Below are 15,344 nucleotides of genomic sequence, written 5' to 3' on the forward strand. Positions count from 1 at the left end.
TCAGTTAATTAGATAGATTGTGTGTTGTCGTCATGCCAGTTACCCTGAACCTTCATTACCTGTTCTATAACATCACGTACAGCGCCGCTTCCTCCTTTTACCGGAGAAATATAAGTTGCCACTCCTTTTACTTCAGGAACTGCATTTTCAGGACATGCCGCAATAGCTGAGTTTTCCATGATGTGAATGTCCGGTAAATCGTCTCCCATGGTCAGGATCTCCTCATTTTTAAGATTATATTTGGCTTTAAAATCTTCAAAATCTTCAATTTTGTTATGAGATTTAGGATAATAATCCTGAATTCCGAGATAATTGATCCTGTGTTTTACCATTTCATCATTCCCCCCGGTAATAACTCCGATTAAATAATTGTTTTTAAGTGCTTTAACGACTGCATATCCGTCTAAGACATTCATGACTCTGCACATATTTCCACCAGGCATAAGATAAACGCTTCCATCGGTAAAAACACCGTCTACATCGAATACAAATGCCTTAATATCTTTTAATTTCTCTTTATAACTCATACATTTTTTGAATTGAGTGATTCATTGTTTTGTAAATTTCAAGACTTTCGTCTTTTAATAACTGCTCATGTAATTCGAGAATTCTTCTGTCGTTCCTTACCGCAGGCCCGGTTTGGGCTGCTTTAGGCTCAATCTCATAAATTTTTTGTACCGTTTCATCAATTAACGGTAAAAAATAATCGAACGGAATTTCCTGAGAATCCGAAATTTCTTTGGCCCTTGAAAAAAGATGATTGACAAAGTTGCAGGCAAATACAGCCGTCAGATGGATATATTTTCTTTTTTCATGGGTACTTTCCATGACCTTTTTTGATATTTTAGATGCCAGCTCAAAAAGAATTTTCTTATCACCTTCATTTTCTGTTTCTATAAAAAAAGGAATATTGGCATAATCCAGATCTTTTGATTTTGAAAAAGTCTGTAAAGGATAAAAGCTTGATTTTCTATATTCTCCGGTTAAGATTTCTTTGGGTAAAGAGCCGGAGGTATGAGCCACTAGACAGTCTTTTTTAGTAATTAAAGCAGAAACCTTTTCCACAGAATTGTCACTTACGCAAATGAGATACAGATTTGCGTCTTCCAGCTTTTCCGTTGAATAAGGAACTTTTAATTCTTCAGAAATTTTATTTAATTCTTTTTCATTCCTTCCAAAAATCTGAGCTAAAGAAATATTATTTAAAATAAATGCTTTTGCCAGATGATAGGCTACATTTCCGGAACCGATAATTACAATTTGCATAAAACAAAGATAAGATTTTGTGCTGAGTTCGGAAAGAAAGGCGGATGAGGATGAAAGAAGTTTTTTTTAATTGGGGTATAGCCTTCGAATGGGAAGCTCAGAGCGTAACTATCTGATATTATTTTTAATATTTGGACTGAAAATTGAATAAGTAATTTAACTTTCCATTATTTTTGTAATCCAAAACAATGAAAGCATCTTATGAAGATTAAGGACGCGGAAATTATTACGCTGATGCAAAACCCACGAACTCAGGAGAAAGGAGTTCGTGCTTTGATGGACGCTTATCAAAGCAGACTGTATTGGCATATCAGAAGAATTATTGTGGACGGAGATCTTGCTCAGGACACTTTGCAGGAGACCTTTATAAAAGCTTATCAGAATTTTCATCAGTTTAAAAACGATAGCCAGTTGTATACGTGGCTGTATAGAATTGCTACCAATGAAGCATTACAGCAGGTCAACAAGATGAAGAAAATGCAGAAAACTGATGAAGACCCGGAATATCACATGCAAAATCTGGTGGCAGACAATACGGAAGGAGATGCCGAAGAAATACAGATCTTGCTGCAGAATGCTATACAAAGCCTGCCGGAAAAGCAGAAACTGGTATTTATGATGCGGTATTATGATGATTTGCCCTACGAAGAGATATCAAAAATTGTAGATATGTCTGTAGGTACTTTAAAAACAAATTATCATTATGCCAAACAAAAAATAGAAGAATATATCAAAGAGAATTACGAAAGATAATTTTTGAGAAACAACAACATGAAAGATTTTGATCTAGAAAAATTAGAACGCAAGAACATCTATAAAGTTTCTGAAAACATGTTTGAATGTATTCAGAACAAGGTATTGAGCGAGATAAATGATTTTGATCTGGAAAAATTAGAACGTAAAAATATTTACAAAGTTCCTGATAATTTGTTTGAGAATATTCAGGAAAGAGTAATGAATGATGTAAAAGCTAATAAAAAAGCACCTATATTTAAACTAAATTGGGCATACGCTGCGGCGGCATCATTGGCGTTGATTTTTGGAGCAAATTTTGTTTTCAATTCTACCAACGAATCAACAAAAGACAATGGAAATTCTACGACAGCATATGCCGTGAATAACCAGGAACCGAAGACGGAAAGTGAGAAGGCTTATGAAACATTGAAATCTGATTTAACTTCTGTGGAAAATAATAATCAAACAGTTGGAAATCAAGAAAGTAAATCAGGTGTTTATTCTCAGGTAACTGAAGAAAAAAATACAGAAACTAAACAAGTGGCAAAGCCTGCCTCAAAGAAACAGGAAACTCAAATGAATGAATATTTGGATTCTTTTTCAAACTCTGAAATCGCAGAGTTGGCGAGTAATTCAACACAGGATGTTTATTTGGATTTATACAATTAATAAAGAACGATGAAAAAGATATTATTTACACTTTTTATTATTTATGGTTTTGGCTTAAATGCCCAGCGAACGGATTATGACTGGAAGAAGATGGACCCTAAGCAAAGAAAAGAGGTAATAAACAATCTTTCTCCAGAAGAAAGAAAATCACTTCTTACCAAGTTCAGGAATAATATGGTGATGGATAATCTTGAGATTGATCCTAGTGATAAGGCTGAATTTACAGAGATTTATAACGAATATCTGGAAAGTCAGAAGCATATCAAAAGCCAGTTTAATTCAAACTTTAATCCTGAAACCCTCTCTGAAGACGAGGCGAAGGCCAAGTTGCAACAGAGTTTTGAAGTGGGACAAAAATTGTTAGATAACAGGAAAAAGTATGCTGATAAAATGCAGCAGGTGATTCCCTGTCAAAAAGTTTTGAAGTTATTCCAATCTGAGAAAATGATGAAAGATAAGATGGATGAAAGAAAGCCTCACGGAAATCAAAATACTTCGAGACAAAAACAAAACCCATAATAGTTTATTTTTTTAATGTTGGACGACTCTTACAAATCTTTTTTGTGAGAGTCGTTTAATTTTTAAACTAATCTTATATTTTGTGAGAAATTTCTAAATGATGAAAAAAATATTCCTGTTTCTTTTGTTCGCGGTAGGTTTATCTGCTCAGAAAACTGAAACCATTGAGCTAAAGCAAAATATTAAAGACAGAAATTCGCGTACAAAGTCTCTTACATTAATCGATAACAGGACAGATAAAGAAATAGGAAAGGTATCCGATAAAAAAGAAATTACAGAAGTAAAACTTCCAACCGACGATCTGAATACTTTTGTTCAGAATTGGTTTGCAGATGATAATAAAACAAAAGGCAATAATGATATTGTTCTGGTGCTTGAAGAATTAAAAGTTTATGATGAGCAGGCTCCCAATGATAAATTTATGTTTGGAAAAGCCAAGCTTAAAATATCCAGTTTTATTAAGAGAAAGGATAGATATTATTTCATCAACCGTTTTGACAATGTTATCGTTTGTGATCCGAAGAGAGTCGCCCATGTTTCGAGGTATCTGTCTCAAAATATATCTGATGCTGTTGCACAGTTTGTCAATGCTTCTTATACAAACTCTGTTGTGAGTCAATATATCCCTGAAAATGAGATTAGCAATTATGATTCTTATTTAGGAAAAAATAACAAATCTTTGCAGCAGGAATTAAAAGATGGAGTTTATTTAAATTTCAAAAATTTTTCTGATCAGGAACCCGCCTTTGGATACTATATTGAGAAAAATAAAAAGGGTAGAGTAGTAAGATTAAAACAAAAAGAAGAAACCCTTTCTTTGAGTGAAGTTTTCTGTTATGTAGAGGCCGGAAAAGCGTATCGATTCACACCGGTCGGCTTTCTCGAAATGATAAAAGATGATAAAGGATTTTATATTATTTCGGCGAGAACTGAACTTTTTGCTGAAACTAAATCAGGCGGAATAGTAATTGGAGCTATAGCCGGTGGACTGGTAGGAGCAGCTATCGGAGCAGCTATTGAGTCGGGATCGAATAAAGGTGCGATGAATGGCTTCGGTTTTAGATCATCAACTTACACAAATGTATACATCGATTCTTTAACAGGATCTTTCAATTTTCAACAATAATTTATAAAAAGTAAGTTAATATCTTTTACAAAATTTGTAGGAGGCATTTTATATTGTTCCAAATTCATATTTTTGATTGAAATCTATTAATACATGAAAAAAATACTTCAAATTACATTCATTCTTATATCAATCATATCTTTTGCCCAAGGTCAGGAGATTATTAAAGAAAGAGGAAACCTGTCAAATCCTAAAGGGAATATCTATAAATCATTGGACGTAATTGATCAGAGAGAAGACCAGAAAATAGGCCAAATGCCTTTTGGAGATCAGAAAGAAATGAAAGAGATTGTTTTTCCTACTACGGTAAATAATTTTTTAAGTCAATGGTATACAGATAGCAACCATAAAGGAGGGAAGCATGAAATGGTCTTAGTTTTAAAAAAATTAAAGACTTCAGTTGGAGAAACTGTCGGAAAAGAAACTGAAGCAGATATTGACTTCTCGGCGCAAACTTTTCTAAAAGAAGGGGAGAATTATAGATTTTTATATAAAAAAGATACGGTATTCAGCTTTAAAAATAAGAATATCTCTGATGCAGTCGTTAAAAATATTCCTGTGATCATTGCGATGTTTATGAAGAAGACTTATACGATGAAACCTTCTGAAAATAAAGTGACAATTGAGGCACTTACAGATTATGAAACTTATGTGAAAAATAATTCAGAAGCTTATAAAAATACCCAGTTGAAGGATGGAATTTATTTAAATCATATGTCATTTTTGAACCAGACTCCGGAATCGGGCTACATTTTGGAAAAAAATGAGAAAGGGCAGGTTCTGAAGGCTGTTAAAGAAGAAAACGGAAAGAAAGATAAGATTTCCGCGAACGAAATGTTTGCATATGTTGAAAACGGAAAAGCGTATAAAAAGACCTATTCAGGATTTTTGGAGATCAACAGAAATGAAAATGGATTTTATATTGTCAGTAACAGAGGTTTTATTTTGCCAGTGCGAAACTCAGCAGTATTTGTAAGCGTTGGAGGTGCTCAGGGAGGAATGTATGGAGGTATTGCTGTAGGTTTGGTAGGTATATTTGAGCGGAGTCTCAGACAGAATAAAATGAAGAAAGATGAAATGACTGAGATTTATATTGATCCGCTGACCGGAGAATATGATTTTTCAAATGAATAATAAGACAGCTAAAAAGAGAGACAATTTGTCTCTCTTTTGCTTTATTTTTTATCTGTAGAATAAGAATAAGGAAAGCTTTTTTCGTCCGTTCCCCGACTTTTATTCGGCTTATTATCCATATTGAACTGTAAAGCTGCTCCTTTCATGAGTTCTGCATGGCTGAGCCAATTTTTAGAGTAAGGCTTTCCATTCATGTTTAATGATTTTACATAGCGGTTTTCCTCACTGTTATTATCCGCTTTAATTTCCAGAGTTTTGCCGTTTTCCAGATGAATAATAGCTTTTTTAAATAAAGGTGCCCCCAAAACATATTGATCCGTTGCTGGAGTTACCGGATAGAACCCCAACGCAGAGAAAATATACCATGCGGAAGTCTGTCCGTTATCTTCATCACCGCAATATCCATCCGGAGTAGGCTGATAGAGACGATTCATCGTTTCGCGAACCCAATATTGTGTTTTCCACGGCTCTCCTGAATAATTGTATAAATAAATAATATGCTGTGCCGGCTGATTTCCGTGAGCATATTGTCCCATATTCGCATTCACCATTTCCTGAATTTCATGAATGGTAGAACCATAATATGAATCATCGAAAACAGGCGGCATTTCAAAAATCTGGTCCAGTTTTTTCGAAAATTCTTTCTTTCCGCCCATCATTTTTGCTAATCCGTCAATATCCTGAAATACCGACCAGGTGTAGTGCCACGAATTTCCTTCTGTAAAAGCATCGCCCCATTTAAAAGGATTAAAAGGACTCTGAAAACTTCCGTCCTGATTTCTACCGCGAGCCAATTTAGTCTCAGGATCAATCACTTTTTGGAAATTTTGAGAGCGTCTATAATATTCACCCCATTCGGATTCCGGTTTTCCCAATGCTTTTCCGAGCTGTGCAATGGCAAAATCGTCATAAGCATATTCCAAAGTTCTCGCCGCGTTTTCGTTGATTTTTACATCGTAAGGAACGTAGCCCAATTTTTTATAATATTCAATTCCTAATCTTCCTGTTGCCTGCGGACCTTCATTATTGGCTCCGTGAAGTAAAGCCTGATATAATGTTTCAATATCATAACCTCTCAAACCTTTCATATAAGCGTCGGCAACCACCGAAGCCGAATTATTTCCAATCATAATGTCAGAGTAAGAAGGACTCGACCATTCCGGAAGCCAGCCGCCTTCTTTATAATCATTAATTAATCCTTTCTGCATTTCAACATTGATGCTTGGATAAACTAAATTTAAGAAAGGATAGAGTGCCCTGAAAGTATCCCAAAAACCAGTTCCGGCAAAACGATATCCAACCTCTGTTTTCCCTGAATAAGGACTGTAATGCACAACTTCTCCGGTTTTATTGATCTCATACATTTTATGCGGAAAGCATAACATTCTGTACAATGAAGAGTAAAAAGTTCTCATCTGATCGATTGTTCCTCCCGCAACTTCAACTTTCTTTAATTTTTCATTCCATGCGGATTTTGCTTTCTTAAAAGTGTCATCGAATGAATCTTTATTGAGTTCTCTTTGTAAATTTAATTCGGCCTGTTCTAAGCTGATAAATGAAGAAGCTACTTTTAAATTTACTTTCTCACCTTTTTTAGTGGCAAAACCAACTATAGCACCACAATGATCTCCTGTAATTTCCAAGGCATCTTTTACAAAATCTTTATCCTTCCAGGTAGAATATTTCGTGAAAGGTTTATCAGCATGAATCACAAAATAATTTTTAAATCCTACTAATTTTCCTCTCGAGTATTTTGTTGAATAACCCACAATTTTATTCTGAGAAGGAATGATAGTAATGCTCGAACCTTTATCAAAAGCATCGACCACAAACCAAGAGCTTTCAGAATCCGGATAGGTTAAACGCAACTGAGCAGCTCTTTCAGTAGGAGTAACTTCCGCCGTTACATTATGATCAGCGAGATAAACACTGTAATAATAAGGTTTAGAAACTTCTGATTTATGAGAAAACCAACTCGCTCTTTCTTCTTCATCAAAACGCATTTTTCCCGTCACAGGCATTATGGAAAACATTCCGTAATCGTTCATCCAGGGTGAAGGTTGGTGCGTCTGCTTAATTCCTCGAATTTTATCGGCATCATAAGTATATTGCCATCCGTTTCCGTTTTTTCCTGTTTGGGGCGTCCAGAGATTCATACCATGAGGAACAGCAACTGCTGGATAGGTATTTCCATTGGAAAGGGAAGGTTTTGAAAGTGAGCCGATCAACGGATTCACAAATTCTTCAGGATTTTCGGGTGTCTTTTCAATCCACTGCGATTGGAATTGTGTAAAAGGAATGATGAAAAGGAGTAAAAAAGCTTTTTTCATGACTTAATATAAGTTTTGGCTTCTATAAATTTTTTGATGTGAAAAGGTAAGATTTTATTATGAACTACATGGCACGTATACACAAAGTTTGTCATTCAGAGTGGAACATGGAATCTAGGCAAAATGGTGAATGCAGAAAGCTGAATAGAGCTTCGAAATATTCAAATCAAAAGATGAATGAAAATTAAATTTTTGCACTATAAAATTAAGAATGAGGAATTATGCTGCATTTTGTTATCTTTGCAAATTACAAGGTTCTTAAATGAAAAACATACGAAATTTTTGCATAATCGCCCATATCGACCACGGTAAAAGTACTTTGGCGGATCGTCTTTTGGAGTATACCAATACGGTAACCCAGAGAGAATTACAGTCTCAGACGTTGGATGATATGGATTTGGAGAAAGAACGTGGGATCACGATTAAATCTCACGCAATCCAGATGGATTATGAATATCAAGGAGAAAAATATATTTTAAATCTGATTGATACACCGGGACACGTTGACTTTTCTTATGAAGTTTCCCGTTCAATTGCTGCTTGTGAAGGAGCACTTCTTATTGTAGATGCTGCTCAAAGTATTCAGGCACAAACAATTAGTAATTTATATTTAGCATTGGAAAATGATCTTGAGATCATTCCTATTCTGAATAAAATAGATCTTCCATCTGCAAATCCGGAAGAGGTTACCGATGAGATCATGGGGCTTTTGGGATGTAAATATGAAGATGTTCTTAGAGTTTCCGGGAAAACGGGAGAAGGTGTTCATGATTTGCTTGAGCAGATTGTGAAAAGGGTTCCGCCGCCGGTTGGAGATCCAAATGCGCCACTTCAGGCTTTGATTTTTGATTCTGTGTACAATCCTTTCAGAGGAATTGAAGCATATTTTAAAATCGTAAACGGGAGTATTTCTAAAAATGAGAAAATCAAATTTTTCGCAACAGGAAAAGAATACGGCGCTGATGAGGTAGGAACTCTGAAATTAAAACAGGTTCCGAAGAAAACAATTGAATGTGGGGATGTGGGGTATCTTATTTCCGGGATCAAAGATGCTCGTGAAGTAAAAGTTGGTGATACCATTACTTCTTTCGTAAATCCTGCAGATGCTCCGATTGACGGTTTTGAAGAAGTAAAACCAATGGTTTTTGCCGGTATTTATCCTATTGAATCTGAAGATTTTGAAGAACTTAGATTCTCATTGGAAAAATTAAGACTGAATGATGCTTCCTTGGTTTTCGAGCCGGAAAGTTCTGCAGCACTTGGTTTCGGTTTCCGTTGCGGATTCTTGGGAATGCTTCACATGGAAATCGTACAGGAACGTCTGGAAAGAGAATTTGCAATGAACGTTATTACTACGGTTCCCAACGTTTCTTATCACGGATATTCTAAAAAAGAACCTGAAACTGCAATTTTAATCAACAACCCATCTGAAATGATTGATCCCAATCTTTTAGACCGAGTTGAAGAACCTTATATCAAAGCTTCTATCATTACTAAATCTGATTTTGTGGGTGCTGTAATGACGCTTTGTATCGAAAAAAGAGGTGAAATTGTGAACCAAAGTTATTTAACGGCAGACCGAGTGGAATTAACATTCAATATGCCACTGGCTGAGGTTGTTTTTGACTTTTATGACCGTCTGAAATCTATTTCTAAAGGATATGCGTCTTTTGATTATTCTCCGATCGGAATGCGTTCTTCCAAACTGGTAAAAATGGATATCCTGATCAATGGTGATATGGTAGATGCCTTGTCTTCATTAATTCATGATTCTAACGCTTATTATATTGGTAAAAAAATGTGTGAAAAGCTTCGTGAGCTGATTCCTAGACAGCAGTTTGATATTGCGGTTCAGGCAGCATTGGGAGCAAAAGTTATCGCAAGAGAGACCATTAAAGCATTAAGAAAAGACGTTACCGCAAAATGTTATGGAGGAGATATTTCCAGAAAGAGAAAACTTTTGGAAAAGCAGAAGGAAGGTAAGAAGAAAATGAAGCAGATTGGTCGTGTAGAAGTACCACAGTCAGCGTTTATGGCTGTTTTGAAGCTTAATGATTAAGAAATCAAATGATATAAATGATATAAAATGCCGGAATAGTCCGGCATTTTTCTTTTCCTAAGATGCTCATGGAAAATATATTTAACATAAAATATATTTTTAAAAAGATAGCATTCTTTAGTTTAAATTTGCCCAAAATTAATTTCCATGAAAAAACTTTATGCTCTGGCGGGCTTTCTTATATCTGCCACCTTCTATTCCCAAAGTCTCATGGGAAATGTAAACTCAGGGGGAGTATCCAACCAAGATCTTATGTATACGGTAGGTGAAATCTATGTGATACCCGATGATCCGGATCAGCAGAATTCAGGGACACTCGGAATGCTTTATCAAACGACTTTAAATGTTTTAGGAGCTACAGAGGTTATTGTAAAACAAAATAAAATAAGTGTTTATCCCAATCCTACTGCAGATTATATTACCCTTCAGATTTCTTCAAAAGAAAAACCGCGGGAAGTTTCTGTTTATGACCTTTCCGGAAAACTCGTTATGAAACAAGAAATTAACAACGACCGTGTTGATCTTTCTTCTCTGATTAAAGGGGTGTATCTCCTTACCTTTAAAAATTCAGATTTAAAACCTGTTAAAATCATTAAAAAATAAAACAAACATCATGAAAAGATTATACACTTTTTTACTTGCATTAACGACAGCGGTGGTATTTGCACAGGTTCCTCAGGGATTTACTTATCAGGCTATTGCTTTTAATGCTTCGGGAAATCCTGTGACTAACGGAAATGTCTCTGTGCGAATCAGTATCTTAAATAATGCCGTTTCAGGAGCTAACCTTTATACGGAAACACATACCAAAACCACAAATTCAAAAGGATTAATAAATTTAAACATAGGGCAGGGAACACCGGTTTCAGGAACATTTTCCGGAATCAATTGGGCCGTCAATTCTAAATTTATTAAAGTGGAAATAGACCCGACCGGCGGAACCAATTATACCAGTGTCGGAACCAACCAGCTTATGAGCGTTCCTTATGCAATGACGGCATCTAAAGTTGATATTTCTTCTCCCAGTTCTTCTATCGGGGATGATATCGTTGAAGGGAAAAGTACCAATCATTTTTTTACAGATAAATATGACAGTAAAGTCTATGTTTTGAATTCCAGGACAGGGAATTGGTCTTCTCAGATATATAACGTTGCATATACCAATAATAATATCACTCCTGAAGTAACAGCGAAGAATGGAAATATTATGTTTATAGATAAATATGACGGTAAAGTTTACATATTTAGTTCCAGAGCTGGAGTCTGGTCTTCACAGACGTACAGTGCAGGATATACTAATAATAGCATAATTCCTTCAATATTTGCTTTATCCAATGGAAGTACACTATTTATTGACAAATATGATCACAAAATGTATGTTTTTAATTATGCGAACGGAACGTGGTCGGGGCAGGAATTTAATATAGGCTATACCAATAACAATATAGTACCTACAGCCGTTGCTTCAGGAAGTAACTTTGCATTTGTTGATAAATACGAGCATAAAGTAAATGTTTATAATACTAAAACAATGGAGTGGAAATCACAGACGTTTAATATTGCTTACTACAACAATAATTTAAGTGCTCCTGACGTTACTGCTTCCAACGGAAACTTCATATTTACAGACAGATATGATCACAAAATATATGTTTTTAATTCAAAAACAGGAAACTGGACTTCTCAGGAATATAATGTAGGGTACTTAAATAATAATATTGTCCCTGGCATTGCAGGTTCTGAAACCAACTAAATAAAAAACGCTTCTGATGAAGCGTTTTTTTATTATTGACGAGTACATTGAATACCTGCATAATTTTATGTAAGTTATTAATATGTGTCTGGAAGTATAAATTATTTTTTACGCGTGAACTTTATTTCCATAGTTTTAAATTCTTTTCCGGTTTTAGAATCTGGCCCGTACATTTCCAGTTTTTGGGTATTATCATCAACGAATGTGTAAATTTCTCTTACGTCACAATTTTTTCCGGGTCTTGCCGGATCGGTCATTTTTCCTTTAAACTCGATTGATTTTGTTGAACTATTCCATTCACCTTCCATATTCATAATTCCCGTTCCCATATTGTCGATCCAGTTACTTATGAATTTCTTTTTGGCGTTGTCATAACCTGTAATGCTCATTCCTTCGAAAGGCATTCCCATGAAATTTCCTTTGTGCTCACTTACCTGATAACGTCCTCCAAAAATTGTTTTATTGGTCACTTCCGAAGTGCTTGTCATTGGTTTTCCGCCGTTTTCCATCCACATCGTGTTTTCGCCGGCCCATGCTCCGTCGGATTTCGCCAACATTTTGTGCATTTCTCCCGGAGTTGCAAAATCCATCCAAGCTTTAGTTGTGGTTGCAGAATCTACGGGTTTCCACTCTTCGGATTTTGTTGTTTTTACATCCATTTTCACTTTATCGCAAGCTACCAACAGAAAAACAGTGCAAACTGCAAATAATAAATTTTTCATAATCGTTTAGTTTTAAGTTGATTATAAATTTAATGAAAATAATAAAGCAAAGTTTTTTTATTTTAAATTTGATATTGATGGTTCTAAAGCTTAACTTTGTGTATTCATAACGCAAATTAATACAATGGAGTCTCCAAAAAAATTACAGGATATAAAAGTTGCTGTAGACGCAGTTATTTTCGGCTATTTTGATAAAAAAGATCTGCAGCTTTTGTTGATTCAAAGAAAAATTGAACCTTTCAAAGGAGGTTGGGCGCTTCCGGGTGGACTTGTTCTTGATGATGAAAATCTTGATGATGCTGTAAAAAGAGAACTGCACGAAGAAGCCGGCATAAAACCCGATTTTCTGGAACAACTCTATACTTTTGGGAACGTAGGTCGTGATCCGAGAAACAGGGTTGTTTCGATAGCTTATTTGGGTCTTGTGAATCCGTCTTATCATGAGCTTTTTGCTGATTCCGATGCTGAGGATGCGCAATGGTTCAGCGTCAATCAACTTCCGAAACTGGCTTTTGATCATCAAACAATTATTGATATTGCGTTAAAAAGACTTCGAACAAAAATCCAGTATCAGCCGATTGGCTTTAATCTTCTCAACGACGAATTTGCTTTTTCAGATTTAGAAAATTTATATAAAACGATTATCGGAAAAGAAATCGACCGCCGGAATTTCCGTAAAAAAATCATGAGCTACGGATTGTTGAATGACACAAATACTTTAAAAAAAGAAGGCAGCGGCAGACCCGGCAAATTATTTACTTTCAATGAAGAAAAATATAAAGAATTGGAAGAACAGGGCTTTTATTTTGAAATTAAATAGTTTTATTAAAACAAATTTCGCGAGTTTTTTATAAATTTCTACCAATGGATTGCTTCTCCACTGCCATCCAAAATGAAGTGAAGTGGAATGAAGAATCAATAAATTTAAGTTGAGATTCTTCCTGCTTCGTGAAAACAAAATTATATTTTCATCTAAATTTTAACAATAAATATTTAAGTTCGTATCATTTGTAAAAAACATTTGAGCAATTGATATTTCAGGATAGTAATTTTAGTCACTGTAAATCAAAAGTTTGTAATAATTAGTGTAAAATTAACACAAATATATTTGGATGATAAAACTATAATATTTTACATTTGTGTAATAATAACGCAATCATGAAATACACGATAGAAAATACCATTGCAAGATTTCAGAAAAAAGAAAAGCTAGATTTTTTATTTTTCTGGGGACATACAATGAAAGATGAAATTACAAAGGCATGTTTCAGCCAGTGGTTTCCATTTGAGTTTAAAGAAGATGGAATAAGCTATAAAACTGCCGAGCATTATATGATGGCCGGAAAGGCTAAATTATTTAATGATAACGAAATTTTAGAACGAATTTTAATTGCAGAAACTCCCAACCAGGCAAAAAGTTTAGGAAGAAAAGTCAAAAACTTTGATCCTCAACGTTGGAATGAACATAAATATGAAATCGTAAAACAGGGAAATCTGTTGAAGTTTTCACAACATGAAAAGTTTAGAGAATTTTTGCTTTCAACAAATAATAGAATTTTGATAGAAGCAAGTCCATACGATACAATTTGGGGAATCGGAATGTTGGAAACTGATCCAAGAGCAGAAGATCCATCGCAATGGAACGGAGAAAATCTGTTGGGATTTGCTTTGATGGAAGTTAGGGATGAATTAAGAGGGTAAAAACACAAGACCAAACACAAAATATTAATATTAAAAAGAATCTTAGCTAATCTTTATTATTGAAATTCGAAAAGAATCAAAGCAAAACCATGCAGTTTTTAATTAGCGTAAAAACAACACAAATAAAAATGAATTATGGAAGAAGACTTAAAACCCAGATTCATCGAGTCGTTACAAAGAAATAATGACCAGATAAGAGAAGACCGTGCCCGAATTATCGGAGAAGATGCAGAGCTGATTTACAAGCGGAGAGTAGAAGATATCGAACTGAAAATCAAAAGACTGGAAAGAGAGCAGGAAGGCTTGATCGACATCAGTCCTTTAGACAAAAACAGTTTGACATTCGCTGATTTTCAGCCGGAAGCATTCGTTCAGAGAGACATTGAATTATCATTAATCATCAGAAATTTAAATATTCAATTGGAATTAACAAGAACAAGATTCGAATATTTATTTGGTAAAAAATTTTAAGTTATGGGAGGTACAAGATACGACATGGACGCTCGTTTTGACAGAGCAAAGAAAGCAGGATATGCATCAAAATCTGCAAGTGAAATTTTCACTCAGAATGCAAAAAGAAAGGCACATGAATCTATGAATCCACATGGTATTTCTTTCAGAGAATCAAGAGATTCTGCGGTTCATCCAAATTCAGTTCCTATTATTTTAGGACTGGACGTAACGGGAAGTATGGGACATATTCCTTATGATTTGATTAAAGAAGGTCTTCCAAAATTAATGGGCGGAATTATCCAGGGTGGTGTTCCGGATCCGGCACTTTTATTCTTGGGAATCGGAGATCATGAATGTGACGGTTATCCTTTACAGGTTGGTCAGTTTGAATCGGGAGATGAAGAGCTTGATATGTGGTTAACAAGAACTTACATAGAGTCCGGGGGTGGAGGAAATGCAGGAGAAAGTTATTTATTGGCTTGGTATTTTGCGGCTTTTCACACAAGAACAGATGCTTTTGAAAAGAGAAACCAAAAAGGATTATTGTTCACTGTTGGTGACGAACCTTGTTTGAAAACACTTCCTGCTTCTGCGATCCGAGAATTAATGGGAACGGGTCAACAGACTTTCAAACATACGGAACTGTTGGCGGAAGCTCAGAAGAAATATGAAGTTTTTCACATCAGCGTTTTGCATTCCGGACAAGCGGTGAATGCAGATAAAGGCTGGAAAGATTTACTAGGACAAAACTGTTTATCTATCGAGGATTACAGAGATGTTCCGAAAGTGATTAAAGATGTGGTTTGTAGTAAATTTAAAGATAGCTTTACGAAAACCACAGAGAATTTAGGATTAGATAATATTCAAATGTATTAAA

General features: G+C 35.1%; 16 protein-coding genes. 12 read left to right on the forward strand and 4 right to left on the reverse strand.

Annotation, left to right across the window (positions count from 1 at the left end; all coding sequences use genetic code 11):
• Positions 1-8 precede the first annotated feature (8 nt).
• Positions 9-527: an HAD family hydrolase gene (locus M2373_RS07970; protein WP_259109328.1), complete on the reverse strand. Its 519-nt coding sequence runs from the start codon at positions 525-527 to the stop codon at positions 9-11.
• The gene (locus M2373_RS07975; RefSeq protein WP_259109330.1) at positions 517-1,266 is read right to left on the reverse strand and encodes a Rossmann-like and DUF2520 domain-containing protein; all 750 of its coding nucleotides are present in this window, start codon (positions 1,264-1,266) and stop codon (positions 517-519) included. The genes M2373_RS07970 and M2373_RS07975 overlap by 11 nt, the downstream gene beginning before the upstream one ends.
• A 201-nt stretch (positions 1,267-1,467) precedes the next feature.
• Between M2373_RS07975 and M2373_RS07980 the strand changes: the two genes are divergently transcribed.
• From M2373_RS07980 to M2373_RS08000, 5 genes are all read left to right on the forward strand, one after another.
• On the forward strand, positions 1,468-2,019 hold the full coding sequence (locus M2373_RS07980; RefSeq protein ID WP_259109332.1) for an RNA polymerase sigma factor: 552 nt from the start codon (positions 1,468-1,470) through the stop codon (positions 2,017-2,019).
• Positions 2,020-2,037: 18 nt separating this feature from the next.
• Positions 2,038-2,670 (forward strand): hypothetical protein, encoded by a 633-nt coding sequence (locus tag M2373_RS07985; protein ID WP_259109333.1) that lies wholly within the window; start codon positions 2,038-2,040, stop codon positions 2,668-2,670.
• Positions 2,671-2,679: 9 nt separating this feature from the next.
• A complete protein-coding gene (locus M2373_RS07990) occupies positions 2,680-3,189 on the forward strand; it encodes a hypothetical protein (protein WP_259109335.1) in 510 nt (169 codons plus the stop codon).
• 100 nt (positions 3,190-3,289) lie between these two features.
• Entirely contained in the window at positions 3,290-4,315 is a 1,026-nt protein-coding gene (locus M2373_RS07995; protein WP_259109337.1) for a hypothetical protein, read from the forward strand.
• A gap of 93 nt (positions 4,316-4,408) precedes the next feature.
• The gene (locus tag M2373_RS08000) at positions 4,409-5,449 is read left to right on the forward strand and encodes a hypothetical protein (protein WP_259109338.1); all 1,041 of its coding nucleotides are present in this window, start codon (positions 4,409-4,411) and stop codon (positions 5,447-5,449) included.
• A gap of 41 nt (positions 5,450-5,490) precedes the next feature.
• Here M2373_RS08000 and M2373_RS08005 read toward each other — a convergent pair whose 3' ends face one another.
• Positions 5,491-7,779 (reverse strand): GH92 family glycosyl hydrolase, encoded by a 2,289-nt coding sequence (locus M2373_RS08005; RefSeq protein WP_259109339.1) that lies wholly within the window; start codon positions 7,777-7,779, stop codon positions 5,491-5,493.
• Between the two features lie 262 nt (positions 7,780-8,041).
• Here M2373_RS08005 and lepA point away from each other — a divergent pair, with 262 nt between their 5' ends.
• From lepA to M2373_RS08020, 3 genes are all read left to right on the forward strand, one after another.
• Positions 8,042-9,838, forward strand: coding sequence for a translation elongation factor 4 (gene lepA / locus M2373_RS08010; RefSeq protein WP_259109341.1), 1,797 nt, complete (start codon positions 8,042-8,044; stop codon positions 9,836-9,838).
• 147 nt (positions 9,839-9,985) lie between these two features.
• Entirely contained in the window at positions 9,986-10,441 is a 456-nt protein-coding gene (locus M2373_RS08015) for a T9SS type A sorting domain-containing protein (RefSeq protein ID WP_259109343.1), read from the forward strand.
• Between the two features lie 10 nt (positions 10,442-10,451).
• On the forward strand, positions 10,452-11,591 hold the full coding sequence (locus M2373_RS08020; protein WP_259109345.1) for a hypothetical protein: 1,140 nt from the start codon (positions 10,452-10,454) through the stop codon (positions 11,589-11,591).
• A 101-nt stretch (positions 11,592-11,692) separates the two neighbouring features.
• Here the strand turns inward: M2373_RS08020 and M2373_RS08025 are convergent, their stop codons facing one another.
• A complete protein-coding gene (locus M2373_RS08025; protein ID WP_259109348.1) occupies positions 11,693-12,313 on the reverse strand; it encodes a DUF1579 domain-containing protein in 621 nt (206 codons plus the stop codon).
• A 124-nt stretch (positions 12,314-12,437) separates the two neighbouring features.
• Here M2373_RS08025 and M2373_RS08030 point away from each other — a divergent pair, with 124 nt between their 5' ends.
• The 4 genes from M2373_RS08030 to M2373_RS08045 all read left to right on the forward strand — a co-directional run bounded on the left by M2373_RS08030 (position 12,438) and on the right by M2373_RS08045 (position 15,343).
• Entirely contained in the window at positions 12,438-13,133 is a 696-nt protein-coding gene (locus M2373_RS08030; RefSeq protein WP_259109350.1) for an NUDIX hydrolase, read from the forward strand.
• Positions 13,134-13,471: 338 nt separating this feature from the next.
• The gene (locus M2373_RS08035) at positions 13,472-14,014 is read left to right on the forward strand and encodes an NADAR family protein (protein ID WP_259109351.1); all 543 of its coding nucleotides are present in this window, start codon (positions 13,472-13,474) and stop codon (positions 14,012-14,014) included.
• 135 nt (positions 14,015-14,149) lie between these two features.
• Positions 14,150-14,485 carry a hypothetical protein gene (locus M2373_RS08040; RefSeq protein ID WP_259109353.1) on the forward strand — a complete coding sequence of 112 codons (336 nt, stop codon included), beginning with the start codon at positions 14,150-14,152 and terminating at the stop codon, positions 14,483-14,485.
• A 3-nt stretch (positions 14,486-14,488) separates the two neighbouring features.
• Positions 14,489-15,343: a hypothetical protein gene (locus tag M2373_RS08045; RefSeq protein ID WP_259109355.1), complete on the forward strand. Its 855-nt coding sequence runs from the start codon at positions 14,489-14,491 to the stop codon at positions 15,341-15,343.
• Position 15,344 lies beyond the last annotated feature (1 nt).

Source organism: Chryseobacterium sp. JUb7 (genome assembly GCF_024806495.1).
Classification (GTDB): domain Bacteria; phylum Bacteroidota; class Bacteroidia; order Flavobacteriales; family Weeksellaceae; genus Chryseobacterium.